Raw genomic sequence first — 23,379 nt, 5'->3', positions numbered from 1 at the left:
AAAAAGCAAGGATAAATCACCACTTCTACTGTAAAATCTTGCTGATCGTATAAACATCCGTAATACTTCCTTCTTCCATAACTTCATTTAACCTCTGCTGCACAACATCCTCCAAATCAGAGAGCCCAGATTTGAATTTTTCCTCATCCATTTTGGCAAGTTCTTTAATCAGAATGTTTTTTAACTGAAATTCCCTTTTTTTAGCTTCTTCCCTTGCCTTATCACTATCGGTCACAACCTGGAATTGAATTCGTACAAAACTGCCATTCTGTAAGTCGGTTGTGATTTCCGGTGTTTCATACGAATAGTCCAGAACCGTGTCAATGGATTGTGCACTGCCTTCACTTGGGTCATCTACCATATTTAATACGACAATCAATGCACCGCCCCCGGCAAGTAAAAGCACAACAAGTGACATTATCATTGTTTTTGCAAGTTTACCCATTGCTATCACCCGCCTCTTTAAACACGCTATTTAATCCGATTTGCTTATAATAATCTGTTACAAACTGTGAGACATCGGATTGGGAATCTTTGACAACGATTTTCTTCCCATTTGTTAATGTGATGGTTGTATCCGGGTATGACTGAACCTGTTCAATCATTAATGCATTCAGTGTAAATAAGTCGCCATTTAATTTAGTCAGCTGGATCATATGCTGGCGGGAGTGCTCTTTTATGAACACCCCTACCCCCTTATTTATCGTTTTAGATTGACGAGCTCCTGCAGAATTTCATCTGATGTCGTAATGATTCTCGTGTTTGCCTGGAAACCGCGCTGTGCTGTAATCATTTCCGTGAATTCCTCAGCAAGATCAACGTTTGACATTTCCAATGCTCTGCTGACGATGGTGGCAGCTCCCTCTGATTCCGGTTCCACCAAATCAGGTGCACCAGAATTGTTTGATTCAAGGTATAAACTCCCACCATCTTTTTCAAGACCCTCAGGATTGGAAAAAATAGCGATGCCGATTTGCTGGTCATCCTGTACGTCCCCTTCACCATCAACATACGTAACGGTGCCATCTTTTTCAATGCTGATACTTGTTGCGTCTTCCGGTATATTCAATGGGGAATTTTCATCACTGCCAACTAAATAATAGCCATCCGAATTTACCATGTTACCTTCAGAATCCAGATAAAAATTTCCCGCACGTGTATAGGCACGTCCATCCGGCGTATCAAGTACGAACATCCCGTCTCCTTCCAGTTGAAGATCCAGCGGGTTGTCTGTTGTTTGACTGGACCCCTGCGTATGAATATCATCTATTGAACCTAATTGTGAACCTAGACCAACCTGTGAAGGATTAACACCACCACGGTTATCTGTTGGACCCGATGCCCCGGTTGTCGTCTGACTCAATAGATCCTGGAACGTCGCCCGGCCTTTTTTGAAGCCTGACGTATTGACATTTGAGATATTGTTGCCAACCACATCCAGTTTTGTTTGAAATCCTTTCATTCCAGAAATTCCGGCATACATGGAACGTAACATTTTATCTCTCCCCTTTATTGGTTTTGGCTTACGATTCAACGCTGTATCTGTCAGTCAACAGCTTCGGCCTCCCCATCAGGTCCGGCCTGTTCGTCTATCAGAATCGTGCCATTTATATTCGTGAAAATTTTACTTGCCGCTTCAGCCTTATTCATCGCGGTAATGACGGTATTGTTTTTAGCGCTTACCAGCAGTGCAGCCTGATCTGTCAGCACCAATGAATCTGTCACGCCTTTTTGCTTTGCTTCAGTCATTTTTTCTGAAATCGTCTGCCATTGGCTTTCATTGATTGTGATATTCCGCTCATTCAGCCGTCGTTCAGCATGCTTGCTGATTTTAACATCCTGAACATTTGCTAACACGTCTTTGAAATTTATTTTTGACTTATGATGTGCGGGCTTTTTGACAGTTGACTGTGGCATTAAATGATGCTGCTGCAATTGCTGTATACGGTGATCCACACTAATCACTTCCTCCAGAGTTGGGACCTATTACGTCACCGCCATTGGTTTCTGTATCTGGGCTTACTTCCGGATCACTTACCTGCTCAATCGAATCAGCATAAATTTCATCACCATTTGCAAGTTTCAAAACAGCCGATCCTTCTTGTTGACTCACGGCAGTAACGGTACCCGTTTCGACGTCCAGTTGTTCACCGGTTTCTTCATCATTCTTTTGATAGGAAACTTCCTTGCCAATCATATGACTGTATTGCAAAATCGGTGAGACATTTTGTTTTTGTACCAGCTCATCAATTGAATTGGCCATATTCATGGTTTGTTCAAGCTGTGAAAAGGATGCCATTTGTGATACGAATTGATCGTTATCCATTGGGCTGGACGGATCCTGATTTTGCAACTGTGTCATTAATATTTTCAAAAATTCATCTTTACCAAGCTCAGGACTTGGTGTACGCCCTGTCTGCTGATTATCCAAATAAAGTGACGCGTCAATAGTCGTCATGTTTTTCACCTACACCTTCTCATTCATTAAAACTTCTTGTAACTGTAATTCAAAATCTTCTTCTGTACTATGGTTATCATCTGCTTCGGAATCATCTGACTGACTCTGTTCGTTATGATCATCCATTGGTTGTCCATCCTCTTCATGCTGATTAGTTTGTGTTTGCTGTGAGTTGACTTCCTGTTTTTCAACCACGACCTGTTGTGGTGAAAACATGTTTTTAAGCTGATGCATATTTGTTTCCAGCATGTCTTTTGCAGCAGCGGAGGTCACAACAATTTTGACTGTCATCTCACCATTCATCTGGGTCAGCTTAATCATCATGTCCCCAAGGTTTTCAGGGCGTAATGATATGTTTAACTGTGACGTACCATTTTGCATGGTCATAAACTTGCTCGATTTCATGACCTTTTGAAACTGTTCGATTAATTGATGGTCAGCAGGCTGCGTGTTTGTCTGGTTCAAATGAATCACATATTGTTCAACTTTTGACATTGGCATTGACGACGTCATCGTCAGCGTCTGCTGTGTCGTTGTCTTATCCAGCTGTGCCTGGTTTTGGATGGCATGATGCAACCATTTAGCGACGTCACTGCTTGTTACTTTGGCATTTGTATTATACTGCTGCTTCATAACAAGCTGATTTCGTTTTTGAAAAGATTGAACCAGATGCCTCCAGATAGCCTGCTCTTTTTCATTGTTCGTCGAGGCTAATTCCGACAAAACGCCTGATTGTTGGTTCGTTTTCTTCGCTAGTACACTCCATTGTTCCAACAACTTTAAAAGCTCCGGTGCCACCTGTGAAATGTTTTTTTGATTGGTTATTTGCGCCAGCAGGTTTTGAACTTGTTCAAACAATGCTGCAAATTGATGTTGAATCGTTTTTTCATCACTTACTGTTTGTGGCGCTGTTTGCAAATGCATAAGAAGTGGAACATCCTTATTCTTTATCATATTAACCTCTTCTGCGCTATCACCCCGTTTTGTGATCAGTTTGTCAATGACAGATTCCGGGATTTGCATGTTATGATCTGTCAATGTTCCATTGCGTCCGGACAGATTTTGCATAAGTTCTTTCAGCATCTGTATGACTTCTTCCTTTGATACCGCCTGTAATGCCGCTTGATCCATCTGTTTATTAACATCATCTGAATCCAATAACATTTCGATTAGATCATTATTGTCCTCTGACCCCGATAACATTTCAATCAGTTCACTAGTGTTATTAATCTTCTTTGTAATGTGTTGAGCGCCGGCCTTGTTGCCCGTCTCATTTCTTGAACCGGATAATAGACGCCGGAAAACATTTTGCTGATCCGATGCTGCGTCTTTATTGAGCGTTTGCAGTACACCGTCTTTTGACTGTATGAATTGGTTAAACAACATTCCAGCTGCGTTCAATTGATCACCCCCTTTCAAGTAGGTCATTCGCATTACTAGTCCTGATTGACAAATTGTTGGGTTAATCCTGCTGCAGCATCAGGTTCCATCGCTTCAAATATGTCGCCGCGTGCATCGGATGGCAAATCGGCCAAAATTGAAACAGCCAGACTTTCTTCCACGTTTTGTAAAATTTGCGCAGCCTGTTCATTGTCCATATCCGAGAAAGACGAGGCAATATCAGCGATGGATTCCTGCTCGGATGCTTCGTCATTGTCTCCATCCTCTTCTACGCTGTCCTGTTCATTCTCCAGTTTGGCGATTTCCTGTTCCATCTGTTTATTCGTTGATTCCAAAGCGGATACCTCTTGATTTAATGAGGCAATCTCTTCATCCTTACCGGCAATTGTCTCGCGCCATTTATCTTCTGTACGCTGTGAATTCTTTTCTTCATCGTTCGTCACAACTTCGGCCAAGACCGGGATGTCATTTCCTTTCTCTTTAGCCCATCCAACCACATCCACACCAGTTATCATCAATATAATCACGACAAGTGTTATAGCCACAATCGCGGGGATGACAATCGCAAACAGGAACCACAAAAGTGGATTTATTTTCTTTTTTTCATGTTCTGTTTTCTGTGCCATTTGACTCACCTGATTTTTGGCTCATATACTGCCGCATGGAGATGTCATCCATTTGAGCTTCTTCATTTTTTTTAATGATGGCATTCGTCCGCTTTTGCCGTTGGTCAATTATTTTTTTAAACTTTTTTACTTCCACATAAGCATCCGATAAGTGCTCATGCCTAGTTTCCATATCATGCCGGGCTTTCTGGACATCTCGCTGTAAATCCATAATTTGCTTTGTGAGGTTCTCGATATAAGTGGCTTGTTCCCTGACTTTATCAATGGACGTAGGCTGCGTGAGACATTCTTCGTATGCTGCTTCAGCTGTTTCTTTTTTCCGCAGCAGTTCATATAGTTCTGTCGCAACTTCCTCAAATATGTCCATCGATTCTTGGTACGCTTTCTGTGCGTACTCCTTTTCGCTCTCCCTGATATGTAAAACTTTAGAAAGTGCCGCTGTTCCTGTCATCGTCAAGCCCCTCCATTAAGCAGTGTTTTCATTTGGTTGATTGATGCGTCTAATGAATGATAGTCGGATATACCCTGTTTTAAATAGGCCTGTATCTTCGGATGGTATGAAATGGCGCGATCGATCACCTGATTCGTTCCCCGCTTATAGGCGCCGATCTGGATCAGTTCACTGTTTTCGTCATAGGTCGCCATCAGCTCCCTAATTTGCTGCGCCGCCTCCAAATGGTCGTCACTGACAATGTTGCTCATGACTCTGCTGATCGATTTTAAAATATTGATAGCAGGAAACTGCCCCTGTTCAGCCAGCTTCCGATCAAGAATAAAATGCCCGTCCAAAATCCCCCGCACACTGTCGGCAATCGGTTCATTCAGATCATCACCATCTACGAGGACCGTATAAAAAGCCGTGATCGTGCCCTTACTGCTTGTCCCCGTCCGTTCCAGTAATTTTGGAAGTGCTGCAAACACCGATGGGGTATACCCTTTTGTTGTCGGCGGTTCACCCGTGGCAAGGCCAACTTCACGCTGTGCCGTCGCTACCCGGGTTACAGAATCCATTAATAGATTCACGTCAAATCCCAGGTCCCGGAAATACTCACTGATTGCCGTCGCGGTATAGGCGCCTTTAATACGCATCAACGCCGGCTGATCCGACGTGGCGACCACAACAACAGACTTTTTCAGCCCTTCCTTACCAAGTTCCCGATCGATAAACTCGCGGACTTCCCGGCCGCGCTCTCCAATTAAGGCGATGACATTAATATCTGCACTGCTGTTGCGCGCCATCATACCAAGTAGCGTACTCTTCCCGACACCACTTCCGGCAAAAATACCGACTCGCTGCCCTTTACCGACTGTCAGCATGGCATCAATGGCCTTGATTCCCACTTGGATTGGCTCCGAAATAGGCGGTCGTGTGAGCGGATTCGGTGGTGACTGTTCGGTTAAATAGCTGGTTAATCCTTTGGGCAGCTTCGAATCATTGAGACATTCCCCGAGAGAGTTGACAACTTGGCCGATTAGCCCCCGGCCAACCTTGACTGTTAAAGCTTTGCCCGTTGATTCCACCAGGCAGCCGGGGCCAATTTCAGTGGCTTGTGCATAGGGCATCAGGATAAGCTTTTCATCACTGAATCCGACAACCTCAGCCATAACGGCTTTTCCATTGGTCGGGCGATGAATCAGGCAAACATCACCGATATTTGCCTCCGGTCCGAGCGATTCTATCATCAGACCGACTGCACGTGACACTTTTCCGTACCGTTTTATTGAATCGACCTGATCAATCGCTGCGATGTATTGACGCACATTCATCAGTCGTCCTCCATACTGACTTCATGTAATTTTTCTCGTAATTCCTGCAGTTGTTCGTCAATACTGGCATCAATCTGCCCGAATGGATGTTCAATCAGGCAGCTGCCTTCATTTAACGTCTCATCGGCATAAACGGAAATCCTTACATCCCTGCCGGCAAAGCGGGTGAGTTCATCCTTTTGCTGGATGATAGCATCGTAATTCACCGGGTTTAGATAAAGCGAAAGTTCCGGTTTATCCCCGGTCTCTTTGATGGCTGATTGCACAATTGCCATGAATGTCTCCGGCTGTTCCTCAAGTTGTTGACGCATGATTTTTTCAGCGATATGGATGGCCAAATCTACTATCTGTTCGTTACTTTGTTCCAGGGTTTTATGGTAATCACGTGTCGCTGCCTTGACCACGTCATTTGCATCCGTGATTAACTGCTGATAGTGCTCAAATCCATCTTGCTTGCCTTGCTGGAATCCAGCCGTATACCCTTCCTGCCTGGCTTGTTCGATATATTGCTGTCTCTCCTTTTCCCAGTCCGCTTTTACCGCTTCGATTTCCGTGTTGGTTTGTTTGATAGCATTTGCCTGCTCATCTTTAATACGCTGCAGTTCTTCATTCGCCTGATCAATTTCCAATTGTATCTTCTGATGGTCCTCATTCCCGGTCCCTGCTGGATGGGTATTGTCCAATCCCGTTACACTGATCGGTCTGACGTTAATGCGCCGTTCCTTTGCCGTTTTCGACTGATTTGGATAAATGTTAGACAATGATATCGTCACCTCCACCACGCGCAATAACAATTTCGCCGATTTCTTCAAGATGGCGGATCGCTCCGACAATCCGCATTTGCGCTTCTTCCACATCACGCAGGCGGACAGGTCCCATGTACTCCATTTCCTCCTTAAATGTTTCCGCCATGCGCTGGGACATATTTTTAAACACAATTTCCTTGACCTCATCGCTGGCAACTTTCAGGGACAGACGTAAATCTTCATTATCTACTTCCCGGATGACACGCTGGATAGCCCGGTTATCAAGCACAACAATGTCTTCAAAGACAAACATGCGTTTTTTGATTTCTTCAGCCAGGTCAGGGTCCTGAATTTCCAGCGTATCCAGAATGGTCTTTTCGGTACTCCGATCAACACCATTTAACACTTCAACGACTGACTGGATACCACCTGTCTGGGTATAATCCTCTGTGAGTGATGATGAAATTTTACGTTCCAATACTTGTTCGACCTGGTTTATAATTTCCGGCGACGTCGAATCCATTGTGGCAATCCGCTTGGCCACTTCCGCCTGCATTTCTTGCGGCAGTTCGGATAAAATCTGTCCGGACTGTTCCGGATCAAGATATGATAAGACGAGTGCTATCGTTTGCGGATGTTCATTTTGTATAAAATTCAACACTTGCTGCGGATTAGCCTTACGCGCAAAATCGAAGGGCCTGACTTGCAAAGCTGCCGTCAAACGGTCGATAATATGGCTTGCTTCCTGATCACCAAAAGCTTTTTCGAGAACCGTCTTCGCATAACCAATCCCGCCCTGCGAAATATATTCCTGTGCCAGGGCAATCTGGTGAAACTGGTCCAGCACATCGTCTTTGATATCGGCTTCGACTTTTCGCACCGAGGAAATCTCCAGGCTTAATGTTTCAATTTCCTCAGCGGATAAATGCTTGTACACTTGTGCTGATACGTCAGGTCCCAGGGATATTAATAAAATGGCCGCTTTTTGCTTTCCGGACAGCTCATCATGTCTGGGCATCCGTATTCCCCTCCTTAATCATCTGCAAGCCAGCTCCTCAACAGCTTGGCGAAGTCTTCCGGGTTTTCCTTCGCCATATTTTCCAGCTGCTTTTTTCGTTTGGCGGAATCTGATTCTTCGACATCGTCCATTTCCGGGACATTTGATTCGGTGTCAACAGCCACTGTTTGTTCCGTAAAGGTCTCTTCTTTCCCAGGTTTCCGGCTGCGTAACAGCATTATAATCAACCCAATGATAATGGCAAGCAATACACCACCAGCGATATACAGCCACAACGGTACAGCGGGTGATGAAGGCTGCGGTGAACCAACGCTTTCACTGAATTCCTGAAACACGATTGATGTTTTCTCTTCAGGCTGGACGTCGCCGTATTCACCATCGATGGAGGTGGTGATAATCGAATCCAACATTGAAGCAATCCCGGCACTGACAGTTTCCTGTTCCGGGGCTGATAAATATTGGACGTCGCCATCCTGTTCGCCCTTTGCTTCGTTGACGGCAACTTGAATACCTAAATCACGGATTTTATAAGGACTTTCAACAATCTCTTTACGAATCCGGTTATACTCATTATTGATCGTTTCTTTGGATCGTTCATATTCGCCGTTTTCGCCTTCCTCGACAGCCTGATAATTGGGGATATCCTCATCACCTGTACCCGCATCACCGCCAACGGGCGGATTACCTTGATAAGCCTCCTCAATCGTTTCAATACTTACCGGAAGGCCTTCCATCTCGTCTATGTCCACCGGTTCCACTAACTCTTCCACACGGTTCTCCTCGGTAAAATCAACATCTGCTGTTACCGAGACAATGACATTATCTCTTCCAACCATTGCCCCCAGCATTTGTTGAACACGCTGTTGTATATCTTTTTCAATATCCTTCTTGACACTTTGCTGATATGTATAGGTATCTTCCCGGCTGTTGCCATTTGGTGAATCCTGATCATAGTATTCAAAGTATTGGTTCATTATGGCGATATCGTCTTCGTTCAGATTCGGTATTGCCTTTGCCACCAAATGATGCAAAGCATTAACCTGATTTCCTCTGAAATCATATCCCGGCTCTGTTTTGATCACAATGGATGCGCTGGCTTCCTGTTCAACATCGCTAACAAAAACAGGCTCCTCCGGCATGTTGATCATAACTTCTGCGTCATCAATACCTTCCACCCCTCTTATCAGGTTGGCCAGTTCGGTTTGCATAGCGTCCAACTTGATCATGTCAAATTCGTTATCCGTGATACCCCACGACGCGTTATCGCCGAAAAAGGAATAATCAATGCTGCCGGAGTCCGGTATACCCTGTCCGGCCAAATCAACCAGCAGCCCATCAACGTCAGATTCAGGGACCTTGATCGTTGTTCCGCCATTTTCCACCTCATATGGAACACTCCTGGAGTCCAATTCCTCCTTAACTTGACTGACCTCCTGCACCGATAAATCATGATACAGCGGAACAAGTTGCGGATTGGACGAAAATATTAAAATCGCTGAAAGTAACACAATAACAATTACAGCAGAACCTATGAATATACCTTTTTGGCTGGTTGAACGTTGACGCCAAAAAGATTGAGCTTTATCTCTTAATTCCATGACCTTGTTCTTCATATATTCCCCCGCCAAATTCTAAAAAATCCGCCAAAATCCACGCTTTAACAGCTACTCTTAGTACCTGATCAAACAACTAAACGACATAACCGGCTGTATCTGCCAGGGTTGCTGTTATATTTGCATACGCATGATTTCATTATAGGCATCGATCACTTTACGCTGAATTTGCACAGAAGATTCCAATGTCACACTTGCTTTTTGGGCTGCTATCATCACATCGTGCAAATCATCAACCTGCCCCTTTGCCAATGCTTCTGTTTTGTTATCCGAGTTAACTTGGGCATTATTGACACTATCAATCGCTGTTTTAAGTGTGTCAGCAAATTGCTGATGCACCTCATTGGGTGTAACCGTTTGTTTTGCTGTATCCGTATTTGGCATAACGGCCTGAGTATTGCCGGCCCCATTCAAAAAAGTACTCATCCAATCTCTCTCCTTATGTATACCATCGTAAACCGGTTATTTGACAGCCGGTATTTTTCAAAAGACTATTTCCCTATCTCCAGTGCTTTCATCAGCATATTTTTACTGGCATTCAGGGATGTGATGTTAGCTTCGTAGGACCTGGTCGCACTCATTAAATCCACCATTTCCCTCAGCGGATCAACATTGGGCATTTCAACGTAGCCGTCTTCGTCTGCATCCGGGTGATCTGGATTGTAGACAACCTTAAAGGGGGTTTCATCTTCCGTAATCCGAGACACTTTCACCCCTGAACCTGCTTTATCCGAATTCGTTTGCACAGCCCTATCAAGGAAGGTTTGAAAGTTACGTCCGGAAGGCTCCAACGTCACCATTTTTCGCCGGTAGGGTTCATATTCGCCATCCTCATTCATAACAGCCCGTGTCGTCTGCGCATTCGTAATATTGGAAGAAACAACATCCATACGAAGACGTTGTGCTGTTAGGGCACTTGCATTTGTATCTATGGCATGAAAAATTGACATCCTTAATTGCCCCCTCCAATTGCCGTTTTCAGACTTGAGAATTTCCCATTAATCCGATCAACCAAGGCTTGATAATAGATTTGATTGTCCGCCAGTTCTGCCATTTCCTTGTCCACATCAACATTGTTCCCGTTATGGTTATACATCGTATTGCGGCGTGTCACTGTACGGTATGATTGATCTGTATTAAAATGATTGAAAGGGATATGTTGGGAATGTGTACGTTTTGCTTCCAGCGAAGATTTTAATTCATTTTGCAAAACATTTTTAAATTCGACATCTTTCGCCTTGTAGCCGGGTGTATCCACATTGGCTATATTATCAGAAATTGAGTGGTTTTTAGCAGACGCATACCCCAGGGAATTTTCCAGCGTCTGTAATGAGTCGGGAAAAAACGCCATTGGACTTTCCTCCTATCCATAAAACAGCAACGGTCACAAACAACCCTGTTCATACGAACATTGTAATTTAAAATAGAATTAAAGTCCATCATATTTCGACAGTTTACGCTTCGGAGAAATTATTTGGTTATAAATACCCAAGACTTTTGACCTATTTATAAACCCTCATATTGGTAAAATCTGCAATTATTTAGCCATTTTCAACTATAAAACTACCCTGAAAATTTTTTATTAAAAAAACGGTTATCGTTGTGATAACCGTTTTTGTCATCGATCTGATTGTTGATCAGTATAGGGGAAAAGAACCATTAGCAATCCGATTTATCTGGAGCGTAGTTTCTCCAGTTCGACAAGGAACTTATCATTTAATACTTTAATGTAGGTTCCTTTCATACCCAGTGAGCGGGATTCAATCACACCAGCACTTTCCAGTTTTCTTAGCGCGTTAACGATAACAGAACGTGTAATGCCGACTCTGTCCGCAATCTTGCTGGCAACAAGCAAACCTTCATGACCATTCAATTCTTCAAAAATGTGGTCGATAGCTTCCAACTCACTGTAGGAAAGCGAACTGATGGCCATTTGGACAACAGCTTTACTTCTGGCTTCCACTTCAATTTCTTCCGTTTTCTCATGCAGGATTTCCATCCCGACAACGGTGGCACCGTATTCGCCCAGAAGCAGATCATCCTCATTGAAACTGTCTGACAATCTGCCCAGCACCAGTGTGCCCAATCGGTCGCCGCCGCCAATTATCGGGACAATCGTCGTCAAAGCGCTTTTGAATAATTCACGATTTTCAACCGGAAAGGCCGTAAATGGGCTGTCAATATCCAGATTTGCAGTTGTTTCATAAATATTAAATAACCCGTGGGTGTACTCTTCCGGAAATTGTCTCTCTTCCAGCATCGATTTCATACGTTCATTTTCAATTTCCTGATTAATCGCATAACCCAATAATTTGCCCCGTCGGCTGACAATAAACACATTTCCCTTAATGACATCTCTGAGGGTTGCCGACATATCATTGAAATTGACCGATTTCCCTGTTGTTTTTTGTAGCATAGCATTAATCTTTCTTGCGCGTTCTAAAAGTTCCATCTTAAATTAGCCTCCATTTCACTACTCATCTTATAGAATAAATTGACTCAAATCTTTGTCTTTTACGATATCACTTAACTTATCGTCGACGTAATCGTCTGTAATTTCAATTGTTTCCATGTTGATATCCGGGGCTTCAAACGATAAATCCTCCAGTAGTTTTTCCAGTATGGTGTGAAGTCTTCTTGCCCCAATATTGTCCGTTTCCTGGTTCACCTGGAGGGCAATTTCTGCCAATCTATCTACAGCATTGTCCGTAAACACAACATTTATACCTTCTGTTTTTAATAATGCCGAATATTGCTTCAATAAAGCATTGGATGGTTCTTTTAATATACGTTTAAAATCTTCAACAGCCAGCTTTTCCAGCTCCACTCTAATCGGGAATCTTCCTTGTAACTCTGGTATGAGATCCGATGGTTTGGCTGTATGAAAGGCACCTGCAGCAATAAATAGCATATGGTCTGTCTTGACAGGCCCATGTTTGGTAACGATCGTTGAGCCTTCCACAATCGGCAGTATATCCCGCTGCACACCTTCACGTGATACATTGGTCGCATTATCCTGCTGTCCCGATACTTTATCTATCTCATCGATAAACAATATCCCTGACTGTTCAGCGCGATTGATGGCTTCCTGTGCTGCTTCATCCATATCTATAAGCTTCTGGGCTTCCTGTGTCGTTAGCACCTTCCTTGCCTCAGATACAGGAAGCTTGCGTTTTTTCTTCTTATTCGGCATAAACTGACTGAAAGCATCCTGCATGTTCATGCCCATTTGTTCCATACCGGATCCTTGCAGCATATCAAACATGGATGGGGATGTCTCCTCAATCTCAACTGTCACCATCTTGTCTTCTAATTCTCCCAGGGCCAGCTGATGTTCTATGCGTTTACGTTTATTTCTGATTTCATCGTTTTGAGCCGTTGAATCACCGTTGTCTTCTTCATCGTCCTCGGTAGAGAATAACATTTCAAATGGATTTTTCACATTGTTTTGTTTTTTTGCCTGTGGAACAAGCAGTTCGACCAGCTTTTTATTAGCTGCCTGTTCCGCCCGGTCTTTCACCTCTTCCATTTTCTCTTCCTTGACCATCCTTAAAGCCATTTCCACCAGGTCCCGGACCATTGACTCAACATCGCGGCCAACATAGCCAACCTCAGTAAATTTGGTCGCTTCCACTTTTACAAACGGTGCACTGACCATATTAGCCAGACGGCGTGCGATTTCAGTTTTACCTACACCAGTGGGGCCGATCATCAGAATGTTTTTCGGGACGATTTCATCTTTAATGCTCTCATCAAGCCTCATACGCCGGTACCGGTTCCTCAACGCCACAGCAACCGACTTTTTGGCATCTGATTGGCCGACAATGTATCGATCCAGCTTTTCCACGATTTGTTTCGGTGTATAATCTATACCCATTCAACCAAGGCCTCCTTAATCATCAAGTACCTCCAGCGTTATATGGTCATTTGTGTAAATACAAACTTCACCGGCTATCTCCAAGGCCGCCTGAGCGATTTCCCTTGCCGAAAGATTGTTTGCGTGTCTGACTAATGCCCTCCCGGCACTCAATGCATAGTTCCCGCCGGAGCCAATCGCAAGAATGCCATCATCAGGCTCGATCACTTCACCGGTACCGGATACCAGAAACATCTTTTCCTTATTCATGACAATCAGCATGGCTTCCAATTTGCGAAGAACTTTGTCGCTTCGCCATTCTTTTGCCAGTTCAACGGCAGCCCTGGCAAGATTGCCGTCGAAGGATTCCAATTTTTCTTCAAACTTTTCAAATAAGGTAAAAGCATCAGCTACAGATCCGGCAAACCCGGCAAGCACCTGGTCTTTATACAATCTCCGGACTTTTTTGGCCTTATGTTTCATAACAACAGCGTTGCCCATGGTGACTTGGCCGTCGCCGCTCATCGCACACTGTCCTTTATACCTGACAGCAAAAATGGTTGTGGCATGCATATCAGTTGTCACGTTCATCACCTCTTTTAAAGAAGATTATTCTTTCGCTCTCGGATGGCTGTTCATATAGACATGACGCAATCGATCTTTTGTGACATGCGTATATATTTGAGTTGATGATAAATTCTCATGTCCCAGCAACTCCTGAACGGTGCGGAGATCAGCACCCTCGTTCAGCATATGGGTTGCAAACGTATGCCGAAGCTTATGAGGGTGAACATGAACGGTAAGGGCAGCTTTTTCCACCATTTTATTTAAAATCAGGCGTATGCCTCTCGCCGTTAACGGGCCCCCTCTGGCATTCAAAAAGACAGCATCAGCAGACGATGCTGCTTTATCCAGCAATTTCTCCCGGCCATCATTTATGTAAGTTTCCAGGGCTATCTCGGCAAAACGACCAAATGGAATATACCTTTCCTTATTGCCTTTCCCCGTCACAAATAATGTCCCAATCGTAAAATCAATATCTCCCGGTTTCAGGGTGCTGCACTCACTGACACGTATGCCCGTGGCGTAGAGTATTTCAATTAAAGCCTGATTCCGCTGGCCGATAGGATCGGTCAGATCGCTTATATCAAACAATTTTTCCAATTCCTCTGAATACAGAAACCCTGGAATGGCTTTTGTAGCTTTAGGCAGATTGATATTGATAAACGGATTAGCCGTTATCTGATAATGGCGCTCCAAAAACCGGTAAAAACTTTTCAGACTGGAAATTTTCCGGGAGACAGAGCGACGTCCAAGTTTCCGTTCATACAGCCTTGTCAGATACAAACGAACAGTACGATGATTCACATCCTGAAGTGACCTGATACTTTCTTCACGTAAAAAGTTGAAAAAGTTTTCCAGATCGTCCCTGTAATAGCGTACTGTAAATGGTGATGCATTCCGCTCAATTTGCAAATATTCCATAAAAGCCTGGCTCAAGTCGTTGAATGGTCTCAAATTCACACCCCGCTGTACAGCGAATAAAGTGTACCACAGACATAAACGTGAAGCAACAAACTTAACAAAATTGTATCAAAATTCAGAAACAAATTCAAACCTGTAAAAATAAGCAAGCCGACCATACTGTTTTACATTATTAATGATTGGATGAGCTGTCAAGTAAATTACCTTACCAATGCGCTATTATATCTGTTTGATTTTAAATAGTCAATAAATAAGAATATAATTATCAAAATACTTCCATTTCTATGGCTGAAATGTGAAAAGTACAGGGTCATATTTAGCAACATACCCTGAAAATGGCAAAAGAAAACTGCCTGTCGTTTCCAGGCAGTCAGTTATCGGCGCTTTCCCTGTAGTCACAATTCGTGCATTGCACCCTTGATTCTTTTTTCGTCTTCTTTTCCACAAGCAACGATTCGCATTTCGGACATGGTCTGGCAATCGGTTTATCCCAGGAGACAAAATCACACTCTGGATAACGGTCACATCCAAAGAATTTCCGGTTCTTTTTCGATTTCCGTTCAACGACATCTCCTTTTTGGCATTTGGGGCACGTGACGCCAATTTTCTTTAAAATCGGCTTCGTATTCCGGCACTCCGGAAAGTTAGAACAAGCCAGGAATTTGCCATATCGTCCCATTTTATAAACCATCTCATGGCCACAGTTTTCACATGTTATGCCGGCAGGCTCATCACGGATTTCTATCTTTTCCATTTCCTGTTCCGCTCTTTCCAGGCGTTCCCGGAAACCGCCGTAAAATTCATCAAGCACGTTTATCCATTCTGTTTTTCCCGCTTCAACGGCATCCAAGTCCTCTTCCATTTTTGCTGTAAAATCAGCATCGATGATTTTTGGAAAAAACTCCTTCAGGATGTCCGTGACAATCCCGCCAAGTTCAGTGGGGACAAACCGTTTATTATCGAGCTGCACATATCCCCTGCGCTGTATCGTGTCGAGTGTGGGCGCATAGGTTGAAGGTCGTCCAACCCCCTGCTCTTCCATCGTCCGGACCAATCTTGCTTCGGTATACCTTGGTGGCGGCTGGGTGAAGTGCTGATTTGGTGTAACCCCTTTCGCATCCACCACCATACCTTCCGTCAAATCAGGCAGCAATTTATTGTCGTCTTTTTTCTTGTCGTCCGTTCCTTCAACGTATACTTTCATGAATCCTTTAAATTTCACTTTTGAGCCGGTTGCCCGAAATTCCACACCATTATTGAGCAAGTGGACCGTCATTGTATCCATCACAGCCGGAGCCATCTGACTTGCCAGAAAACGTTCCCAAATAAGTTTATAAAGACGATATTGGTCACGTGATAATATTTCTTTTAATGATTTCGGATCACGCACGGCAGATGTCGGCCTGATGGCTTCGTGGGCATCCTGGGCACCTTGCTGCTTTTTGGCCTTTCCGGGAAAACCCAAATAACTTTTCCCGTAATGTTCCTCAATATAGCTTTTAGCCTCTTGTTTTGCTGTATCCGAAATACGGGTAGAATCGGTACGCATATACGTGATTAAACCCGTGATGCCACCGGATTTTTTACCCAAATCAATCCCTTCATATAATTGCTGGGCCACCATCATGGTTTTTTTCGCTCGGAAATTAAGCTTTCGGGCTGCTTCCTGTTGCAGTGATGATGTGGTAAATGGCTTGGCCGGATTGCGTTTGCGTTCACGTTTATTCACTTTATCAACAGAGAAGCGCTCACCGTCCAGCTTGTTCGTGATTTTTTTGACATCAGCTTCGGATTTCAGTTCCTGCTTTTTGCCATCCACACCATAAAAGGAGCCTTCAAAAACATCCTTATCTTTTTGAAATTGGGCGTCGATTGACCAGTATTCTTCCGGTTTGAAATTCTCTATTTCTTTTTCACGGTCAATGATCATCTTAACAGCTACTGATTGAACCCTTCCGGCGCTTAATCCTTTTTTAACTTTTTTCCATAATAATGGACTTATGTTATACCCGACAAGCCGGTCGAGAATGCGTCTGGCCTGCTGGGCATCAACGAGATCATAATCAATGGAACGCGGATGCTTAAATGATTCCTTGATAGCGTCTTTTGTGATTTCATTGAAAACGACCCGGCATTCAGAATCTTCCTCAACATTTAACGCATAGGCCAAATGCCAGGCAATGGCTTCACCTTCGCGGTCGGGGTCAGCCGCAAGATAAACTTTTTTGGCTTTTTTGGCTGCTGTTCTTAATTCTTTCAGCACATCCCCTTTACCGCGAATGGTAATATATTTCGGTTTAAATTGATTATCAGGGTCGACACCCGTTTGACTTTTCGGCAAGTCACGCACATGACCCATCGATGCTTTAACTTTATATTTCTTTCCCAAATAACGTTCGATGGTTTTCGCTTTCGCCGGCGATTCCACAATCACCAGATAATCAGACATATCGTTTCCTCCCAGATTTGCATTCCTGTGTTGCATGAAAAATCGTCACTAATACTAAATAGTTATACGGTGTTTGTCAAATATGTTATGAGCGTCTATTTGGTCATATGACCCAATTCGGTTGAATCCTCATCCAGTCCTCTAGGATATCTTCCGGGTCCTGCACAAGCTTGGCACCATCCTGGATCATTTGATGACATCCAACTGTATGTGGGGTCAGCGGTGAGCCTGGAAGGGCATAGACATCTCTCCCCTGATCCAATGCCTGATCCACCGTTATTAATGTCCCGCTTTTTTCAGTGGCTTCAATTACGAATGTCCCAAAACTTAATCCGCTGATAATCCGGTTGCGTTCTGGAAAGTGGTACCGTTCCGGCGGGGTGTCAGGAGGGTATTCGGACAACAATAATCCTTCAGTGGCAATCTGTCTGAAAAGGTGGCTGTTTTGTCTAGGGTAGATGTGATTGAAACCACTGCCCATGACAGCAATTGTTTTTCCATTATGATTGATCGCTAGCCGATGTGCATAACTGTCAATCCCTGCTGCCATGCCACTGACAATGACCCAGTCGTTTTGAATCAGGGGCAGCACGTATTTTTCCATTTTTAACATCGCTTCACGTGATGGCCGTCTTGTACCGATTACGCTCAATAGCGGACTTTGCGTTAGTAAATTGGTATTGCCTATAGCATATAGAACCATTGGCGCATCTTTTATAGTTTTTAACACATTAGGATATAAACCGTCAACTACTGTTATCACGGTGATAGATTTCAGGTCATGCAGAATACGGTGTTTTAATGCTGTATTTCTCAGGTCTGAATGAAATATGGAGGCTTTATTCGGAGGTAACGAAAAAAACCGGCTGATTTCAGAGGCAGAAAGATGATAGATACTTTTCAGTGAAGGATCGTAGCGGATAAATTTCCGGATGGTTCTGCGCGTAACCCCGCGGCATCGGTGGATATGAATTAAGCGCTTACGTATGATTTCCAACCAATCACACCCCTTTTTTGATAGATTGGAACCCAAAGATGTACCACCTTTGGGTTCCAGGTTATCTTTAGTGCGTTTTACATTTTTCCTGCAAACCGTTTTCTTTTAAGACGTTAATCATGGTCTCACCGATGTCAGCCGGTGTATCAGCTGTTTTAATCCCAGCTTCATTCATAACGCGGATTTTTTCATCAGCCGTTCCTTTGCCGCCGGAAATGATGGCACCGGCGTGACCCATCCGTTTTCCAGGAGGTGCTGTTGCGCCGCCAATGAAGCCGACAACTGGTTTATCCATGTTCGCTTTAACCCATTCAGAGGCTTCTTCTTCAGCTGTGCCGCCAATCTCACCAATCATGACGACAGCTTCTGTTTCCGGATCATCATTAAAGGCTTTCAGGACATCGATAAAATTCGTGCCATTGACCGGGTCCCCGCCAATTCCGACCGCAGTCGTCTGACCATATCCAGCTTCGGACAACTGATGCACTGCTTCGTACGTTAATGTACCTGAACGTGAAACAACACCAATGTGTCCTTTTTTATGGATATAACCCGGCATGATACCGATTTTGCTTTCATCAGCCGTGATAACGCCCGGGCAGTTCGGGCCTACAAGACGTGTCTTTTTGCCTTCCATGGCACGTTTTACCTTGACCATATCCATGACCGGGATATGCTCTGTAATACAAATGACCAGATCCAGCTCTGCATCAACTGCTTCCAGAATGGCATCTGCTGCAGCTGGTGCCGGTACATAGACAACCGAGGCATTAGCGCCGGTTGCGTCAACAGCATCTTTAACCGTATTGAAAACGGGAACACCTTCCACTTCTGTACCACCTTTTTTCGGTGTGACGCCGCCGACAATTTTGGTTCCATATTCGAGCATTTGTTTCGTATGGAATTTGGCTGTTCCGCCGGTAATTCCCTGAACAATTACTTTTGTGTCTTTATCAACATATATACTCATTTTCGTCCGTCCTTTCTTGGGTTATCTGTTTGTTTTCCAATATTTACTTAACAGCGGAAACGATTTTTTCTGCGCCATCTGCCATCGAACCGGCTGACGTAATATTTAATCCTGATTCATCAAGAATTTGTTTGCCCTGTTCGACATTAGTGCCTTCAAGTCTTACAACAAGCGGAATATCGAGGCCTACTTGTTTAGTCGCTTCCACTACACCTTCGGCAATCACATCACACTTCATGATGCCACCGAAAATATTGACGAAAATACCTTTCACATTTGAATCGGACAAAATGATTTTAAATGCTTCTGTAACTTTTTCTGCTGTTGCACCACCACCGACATCAAGGAAGTTAGCAGGCTCACCGCCGTAATGTTTGATTATATCCATCGTTGACATCGCAAGCCCTGCACCGTTAACCATACAGCCGATATTGCCATCTAGTGCTACATAACTCAAATCATACTTGGACGCTTCGATTTCTTTTTCATCTTCTTCTTCCAGATCACGCAACTCCCCGATATCTTTATGACGGAACAATGCGTTATCATCAAAGTTTAATTTGGCATCAAGTGCCATCACCTCGCCGTCACCTGTTGTAACGAGCGGGTTAATTTCCGCAATGGAACAATCTTTGTCAACAAATACGTTATAAAGCCCAATCATGAATTTCGCTGCTTTACCGAGTAACTCATCGGGAATATTGATATTAAATGCCAGTCTGCGAGCCTGATAACCTGAAAGCCCGACGACAGGATCGATCACTTCTTTGAATATTTTCTCCGGTGTTTCGGCGGCTACTTCCTCAATTTCTGTCCCGCCTTCTTCTGAGGCCATCATGACAACACGGGAAGTGGCACGGTCCAGAACAAGTCCCACATAATATTCGTTTTGAATATCAGAGCCTTCTTCTATTAACAAACGTTTTACTTCTTTACCTTCAGGACCGGTCTGATGTGTCACAAGATTTTTGCCCAAAATTTCATTAGCATATGTACGCACATCATCCAGATGTTTAGCAATTTTAACACCACCGGCTTTACCACGGCCGCCGGCATGGATTTGCGCTTTTACAACGGTTACATCACTGTTAAGTTTTTTGGCAGCGCTGGCTGCTTCGTCAACTGTATATGCGACATGCCCGTTCGGAACACTTACGCCGGACTCGCGCAAAATATCTTTACCTTGATACTCATGAATGTTCATCTTTCATCCTCCCATCAAATTTCACTGCATGTCCTATTGTATAAAAAAACGATAGATTTCACAAGAATTAGCGGTTTATCCCGCATGTAACGGACACTAATACCCCTCAATACAGGGGATAAGTGTCCGTAAATGTCCGATTCTGCTCAACTAACATTCAGTGGAGAAAGACCGTTCCACTGAATGAAGTTTCGCTTTATCCCGCATGTAACGGACACTAATACCCCTCAATACAGGGGATAAGTGTCCGTAAATGTCCGATTCTGCTCAACTAACATTCAGTGGAGAAAGACCGTTCCACTGAATGAAGTTTCGCTTTATCCCGCATGTAACGGACACTAACCCCCCCTCAATGCAGGGGATAAGTGTCCGTAAATGTCCGATTCTGCTCAACTAACATTCAGTGGAAAAAGACCGTTCCACTGAATGAAGATTCGCTTTATCCCGCATGTAACGGACACTAATACCCCTCAATACAGGGGATAAGTGTCCGTAAATGTCCGATTCTGCTCAACTAACATTCAGTGGAAAAAGACCGTTCCACTGAATGAAGTTTCGCTTTATCCCGCATGTAAACGCTAGGCGAACCGCTATTTACTACTATAATCGAATCCAGGCGATCAAAAGGGGGTATGATATTTTAAAAAATTCCATGCCCCCTTTTGACGATTTTTTTCGATTATAGATACGAATAGAAATATTTTTATTATTTTTCCATCCGCTGATCTGTCCTGTACACGAAAGCAAACACTTCGGCTACAGCTTGGTAAAGTTCTTCAGGGATCGTTTCATTGATATTTAATTCGGCGAGTAGTTCAACAAGTGATTCATCTTCCTGGACAGGGACATTGTTTTCGTTTGCTTTTTGAATAATCGCTTCGGCTGTTAATCCTTTACCGGTTGCTGTGACTTTTGGCGCCTGTTCATGATCCTGGTCATAGCGCATCGCGACGGCTTTATGGCGTTTTTCATTCATACTCGGTAATCAACCCCCTGATACGGTTTGTAATAGGCTGCTTTTAAGGTCTCGTTTCCTAACTGATTTTTTTCATGAATCGGTTTAAACGTCACCGTGGAAAGCCGATAATCGAGAGACTCAAGCCCTTCTTTCAGCATTGGCTTTAATACAGCTGATTGTTCTGTCAGATGCCCTTGCTGATCATTGTAGATAGTTATCGCTACAGCACGTTTTTGGATATGCATATCAATGATCGTTTCGTTTAAATTCGTTAGGTCCAGATAAAATAAAATACGGCAGGAATCAGGATTAATTTTACCGTCTTCTGTTTTATGGCCGGAAAATTCCAGCCGGAGATCATCAGGCAAACCAAACTTTTGACCGGGTACTTGCAGATTCGCCTGGATGGCATTACCCGATTCATGAACCGATTGAATTTGCATACCATTCAGGAAATGCAGGAGCTGCTGCGTGCGTTCACCAACAGCTCCATCACTTTGCTGTATAAGCTGCAATAGCATGGATTTAATCGTATGCTGCTGCTCATGAAACTGATGGTTGGCAAGCTGATTTTCATAATTTAAGCCCACAGATTGCAGTACTTGTCGGATCTGACTTAAAAATTGTTCTTTTGGTGAAGAAAACGGAAAGATATTTTCCGTTTTGAACAGTGTCAATAAGTTGTCTATTGCAGTGTATGTTTGCTTGTCCGCCATGGTCTGCAATGTTGAAAGCAGCTGTTGCAACTGGTCAGGATTATTTTGAATCAGTTTGCTGAACTGCTCTTGTTGGGCAGTTGTCATGAGTGGCATGAGTGATTTTGTCAGTTGCTGTTTCAATTGCAGAAAAACTTTTCCTGATACCGATTGGTTGTTCAGTGCTGCATTTTCAATTGTTGCTGACCACTGCTGCAGAAACTCCTGGGATACATTCCTGATACTCATCCCATTTTGCTGCAGTGTCTCAAGCAGTCTTATTGTTTTAGCATGGTTCAGCTGGTATGGCAGCTTACCATTGATGCTGCCATCTTGTCTTGTGTTAGAAGTCCACTCAGCTTGCCACCTGGAAAAATCCATACGTGCGTCAACAGCACCGGCAGCCTTTAAAATCTGAAAAAACTGCTGCTGATGGCTGAATGCTTCTGTTGCGATTTGCTTCACAAGTACACTGCTGCCGGATGAAGGTTCAACCATCTGGCTGATACGGTTCATGAGATTTTGCTGCAGGCTTGTCCGGTCAGGGTTCTGTCTCAGTTGGTTCAACAAAGATGTCATTTGATCGGTCATGCCTGCAGTGTTTACAGAGGCTAATGCCTGATAAACGGAGTTGGTGACAGGCAGACCAGCTGAAATCATGCTTTTGATGGTTTGTTGTGCCTGCCGGCTGTTTTGGGCACTGTTCAATAACTGGAAACTCCGCTGCAACTGATCTTTCGTAAAGGGTATCTTTTCGTTTATCAACGCCTGTAATAGGCCTGCATTCGATCTCGATGCTTTCAGCCCCAGCCGCCGAAGCAATGCCATCACGTTTTGGGAACCTTGATTTTGCAGCTGTTCACCGATAACACGCAGATGAATGACATCATCTGACGGCTGTACCTGAAAATGGTATTTCCCACCGGCTGACAAAGAAGCTTCCAGCTGAGCAATCACCTTTTGTGAGCCGAGCTGAATTTGTGCTTTCTGATTTGGATACAGTTGCATGATTTGTCCCTGCATAATTTGGCCGGGTCTTAAAATCTGTGTCGAATTAGATGAAGTTATTCGATTTCCTGACAGCAGCTGCTGTACATTCATGAATTTCACTCCCGATCCATAGCGTTGAATGACGT

General features: G+C 43.9%; 25 protein-coding genes. All 25 read right to left on the bottom strand.

Annotated features, from left to right (window positions below; genetic code table 11):
• Nucleotides 1-25: 25 nt before the first annotated feature.
• The 25 genes from fliL to ACFQ4A_RS01360 all read right to left on the bottom strand — a co-directional run bounded on the left by fliL (nucleotide 26) and on the right by ACFQ4A_RS01360 (nucleotide 23,344).
• Nucleotides 26-445 (bottom strand): flagellar basal body-associated protein FliL, encoded by a 420-nt coding sequence (gene fliL / locus ACFQ4A_RS01480; RefSeq protein WP_382397058.1) that lies wholly within the window; start codon nucleotides 443-445, stop codon nucleotides 26-28.
• Nucleotides 438-656: a flagellar FlbD family protein gene (locus ACFQ4A_RS01475; RefSeq protein ID WP_382397513.1), complete on the bottom strand. Its 219-nt coding sequence runs from the start codon at nucleotides 654-656 to the stop codon at nucleotides 438-440. Before ACFQ4A_RS01475 ends, fliL begins: the two co-directional genes overlap by 8 nt.
• A 44-nt stretch (nucleotides 657-700) precedes the next feature.
• Nucleotides 701-1,495 carry a flagellar basal body rod protein FlgG gene (gene flgG, locus ACFQ4A_RS01470; RefSeq protein ID WP_382397057.1) on the bottom strand — a complete coding sequence of 265 codons (795 nt, stop codon included), beginning with the start codon at nucleotides 1,493-1,495 and terminating at the stop codon, nucleotides 701-703.
• A 50-nt stretch (nucleotides 1,496-1,545) separates the two neighbouring features.
• The gene (locus ACFQ4A_RS01465) at nucleotides 1,546-1,956 is read right to left on the bottom strand and encodes a TIGR02530 family flagellar biosynthesis protein (protein ID WP_382397056.1); all 411 of its coding nucleotides are present in this window, start codon (nucleotides 1,954-1,956) and stop codon (nucleotides 1,546-1,548) included.
• Nucleotide 1,957: 1 nt separating this feature from the next.
• A complete protein-coding gene (flgD, locus tag ACFQ4A_RS01460; RefSeq protein WP_382397055.1) occupies nucleotides 1,958-2,458 on the bottom strand; it encodes a flagellar hook assembly protein FlgD in 501 nt (166 codons plus the stop codon).
• Between the two features lie 9 nt (nucleotides 2,459-2,467).
• Nucleotides 2,468-3,859 carry a flagellar hook-length control protein FliK gene (locus ACFQ4A_RS01455; RefSeq protein ID WP_382397054.1) on the bottom strand — a complete coding sequence of 464 codons (1,392 nt, stop codon included), beginning with the start codon at nucleotides 3,857-3,859 and terminating at the stop codon, nucleotides 2,468-2,470.
• Between the two features lie 35 nt (nucleotides 3,860-3,894).
• Entirely contained in the window at nucleotides 3,895-4,485 is a 591-nt protein-coding gene (locus tag ACFQ4A_RS01450) for a MotE family protein (protein ID WP_382397053.1), read from the bottom strand.
• Complete coding sequence (fliJ, locus tag ACFQ4A_RS01445) at nucleotides 4,463-4,936, bottom strand: flagellar export protein FliJ (RefSeq protein WP_382397052.1); 474 nt, start codon at nucleotides 4,934-4,936, stop codon at nucleotides 4,463-4,465. The genes ACFQ4A_RS01450 and fliJ overlap by 23 nt, the downstream gene beginning before the upstream one ends.
• A gap of 2 nt (nucleotides 4,937-4,938) precedes the next feature.
• Nucleotides 4,939-6,252, bottom strand: a complete 1,314-nt coding sequence (gene fliI, locus ACFQ4A_RS01440; RefSeq protein ID WP_382397051.1) for a flagellar protein export ATPase FliI — start codon at nucleotides 6,250-6,252, stop codon at nucleotides 4,939-4,941.
• Entirely contained in the window at nucleotides 6,252-7,013 is a 762-nt protein-coding gene (gene fliH / locus ACFQ4A_RS01435) for a flagellar assembly protein FliH (protein WP_382397050.1), read from the bottom strand. Before fliH ends, fliI begins: the two co-directional genes overlap by 1 nt.
• The gene (gene fliG / locus ACFQ4A_RS01430) at nucleotides 7,006-8,016 is read right to left on the bottom strand and encodes a flagellar motor switch protein FliG (protein WP_382397049.1); all 1,011 of its coding nucleotides are present in this window, start codon (nucleotides 8,014-8,016) and stop codon (nucleotides 7,006-7,008) included. The genes fliH and fliG overlap by 8 nt, the downstream gene beginning before the upstream one ends.
• Nucleotides 8,017-8,030: 14 nt before the next feature.
• Nucleotides 8,031-9,629, bottom strand: a complete 1,599-nt coding sequence (gene fliF / locus ACFQ4A_RS01425) for a flagellar basal-body MS-ring/collar protein FliF (RefSeq protein WP_382397048.1) — start codon at nucleotides 9,627-9,629, stop codon at nucleotides 8,031-8,033.
• A gap of 114 nt (nucleotides 9,630-9,743) precedes the next feature.
• On the bottom strand, nucleotides 9,744-10,055 hold the full coding sequence (gene fliE / locus ACFQ4A_RS01420; protein WP_382397047.1) for a flagellar hook-basal body complex protein FliE: 312 nt from the start codon (nucleotides 10,053-10,055) through the stop codon (nucleotides 9,744-9,746).
• A gap of 65 nt (nucleotides 10,056-10,120) precedes the next feature.
• Nucleotides 10,121-10,579: a flagellar basal body rod protein FlgC gene (flgC, locus tag ACFQ4A_RS01415; RefSeq protein WP_382397046.1), complete on the bottom strand. Its 459-nt coding sequence runs from the start codon at nucleotides 10,577-10,579 to the stop codon at nucleotides 10,121-10,123.
• 2 nt (nucleotides 10,580-10,581) lie between these two features.
• Complete coding sequence (flgB, locus tag ACFQ4A_RS01410; RefSeq protein WP_382397045.1) at nucleotides 10,582-10,980, bottom strand: flagellar basal body rod protein FlgB; 399 nt, start codon at nucleotides 10,978-10,980, stop codon at nucleotides 10,582-10,584.
• A 321-nt stretch (nucleotides 10,981-11,301) separates the two neighbouring features.
• Nucleotides 11,302-12,081, bottom strand: a complete 780-nt coding sequence (gene codY / locus ACFQ4A_RS01405) for a GTP-sensing pleiotropic transcriptional regulator CodY (RefSeq protein ID WP_382397044.1) — start codon at nucleotides 12,079-12,081, stop codon at nucleotides 11,302-11,304.
• Between the two features lie 30 nt (nucleotides 12,082-12,111).
• Nucleotides 12,112-13,506 (bottom strand): ATP-dependent protease ATPase subunit HslU, encoded by a 1,395-nt coding sequence (gene hslU / locus ACFQ4A_RS01400; protein ID WP_382397043.1) that lies wholly within the window; start codon nucleotides 13,504-13,506, stop codon nucleotides 12,112-12,114.
• Nucleotides 13,507-13,521: 15 nt separating this feature from the next.
• Complete coding sequence (gene hslV, locus ACFQ4A_RS01395) at nucleotides 13,522-14,070, bottom strand: ATP-dependent protease subunit HslV (protein ID WP_382397042.1); 549 nt, start codon at nucleotides 14,068-14,070, stop codon at nucleotides 13,522-13,524.
• A 24-nt stretch (nucleotides 14,071-14,094) separates the two neighbouring features.
• Nucleotides 14,095-14,970 (bottom strand): tyrosine recombinase XerC, encoded by an 876-nt coding sequence (gene xerC, locus ACFQ4A_RS01390; protein ID WP_382397511.1) that lies wholly within the window; start codon nucleotides 14,968-14,970, stop codon nucleotides 14,095-14,097.
• A 370-nt stretch (nucleotides 14,971-15,340) separates the two neighbouring features.
• Nucleotides 15,341-17,419 (bottom strand): type I DNA topoisomerase, encoded by a 2,079-nt coding sequence (gene topA, locus ACFQ4A_RS01385; RefSeq protein WP_382397041.1) that lies wholly within the window; start codon nucleotides 17,417-17,419, stop codon nucleotides 15,341-15,343.
• 103 nt (nucleotides 17,420-17,522) lie between these two features.
• Nucleotides 17,523-18,416, bottom strand: coding sequence for a DNA-processing protein DprA (gene dprA, locus ACFQ4A_RS01380; RefSeq protein WP_382397040.1), 894 nt, complete (start codon nucleotides 18,414-18,416; stop codon nucleotides 17,523-17,525).
• Between the two features lie 67 nt (nucleotides 18,417-18,483).
• Nucleotides 18,484-19,386, bottom strand: a complete 903-nt coding sequence (gene sucD, locus ACFQ4A_RS01375) for a succinate--CoA ligase subunit alpha (RefSeq protein WP_382397039.1) — start codon at nucleotides 19,384-19,386, stop codon at nucleotides 18,484-18,486.
• A gap of 43 nt (nucleotides 19,387-19,429) precedes the next feature.
• On the bottom strand, nucleotides 19,430-20,590 hold the full coding sequence (gene sucC, locus ACFQ4A_RS01370) for an ADP-forming succinate--CoA ligase subunit beta (protein WP_382397038.1): 1,161 nt from the start codon (nucleotides 20,588-20,590) through the stop codon (nucleotides 19,430-19,432).
• A 706-nt stretch (nucleotides 20,591-21,296) separates the two neighbouring features.
• Nucleotides 21,297-21,566: an EscU/YscU/HrcU family type III secretion system export apparatus switch protein gene (locus ACFQ4A_RS01365; protein ID WP_382397037.1), complete on the bottom strand. Its 270-nt coding sequence runs from the start codon at nucleotides 21,564-21,566 to the stop codon at nucleotides 21,297-21,299.
• Complete coding sequence (locus tag ACFQ4A_RS01360; RefSeq protein ID WP_382397036.1) at nucleotides 21,563-23,344, bottom strand: hypothetical protein; 1,782 nt, start codon at nucleotides 23,342-23,344, stop codon at nucleotides 21,563-21,565. The genes ACFQ4A_RS01365 and ACFQ4A_RS01360 overlap by 4 nt, the downstream gene beginning before the upstream one ends.
• Between the last annotated feature and the right edge of the window lie 35 nt (nucleotides 23,345-23,379).

Origin of the sequence: Lentibacillus salinarum (assembly GCF_042679865.1) — a bacterium.
Taxonomy (GTDB): Bacteria; Bacillota; Bacilli; order Bacillales; family Amphibacillaceae; genus Lentibacillus; species Lentibacillus salinarum.
This window is presented reverse-complemented; position numbering and strand designations above follow the sequence as displayed.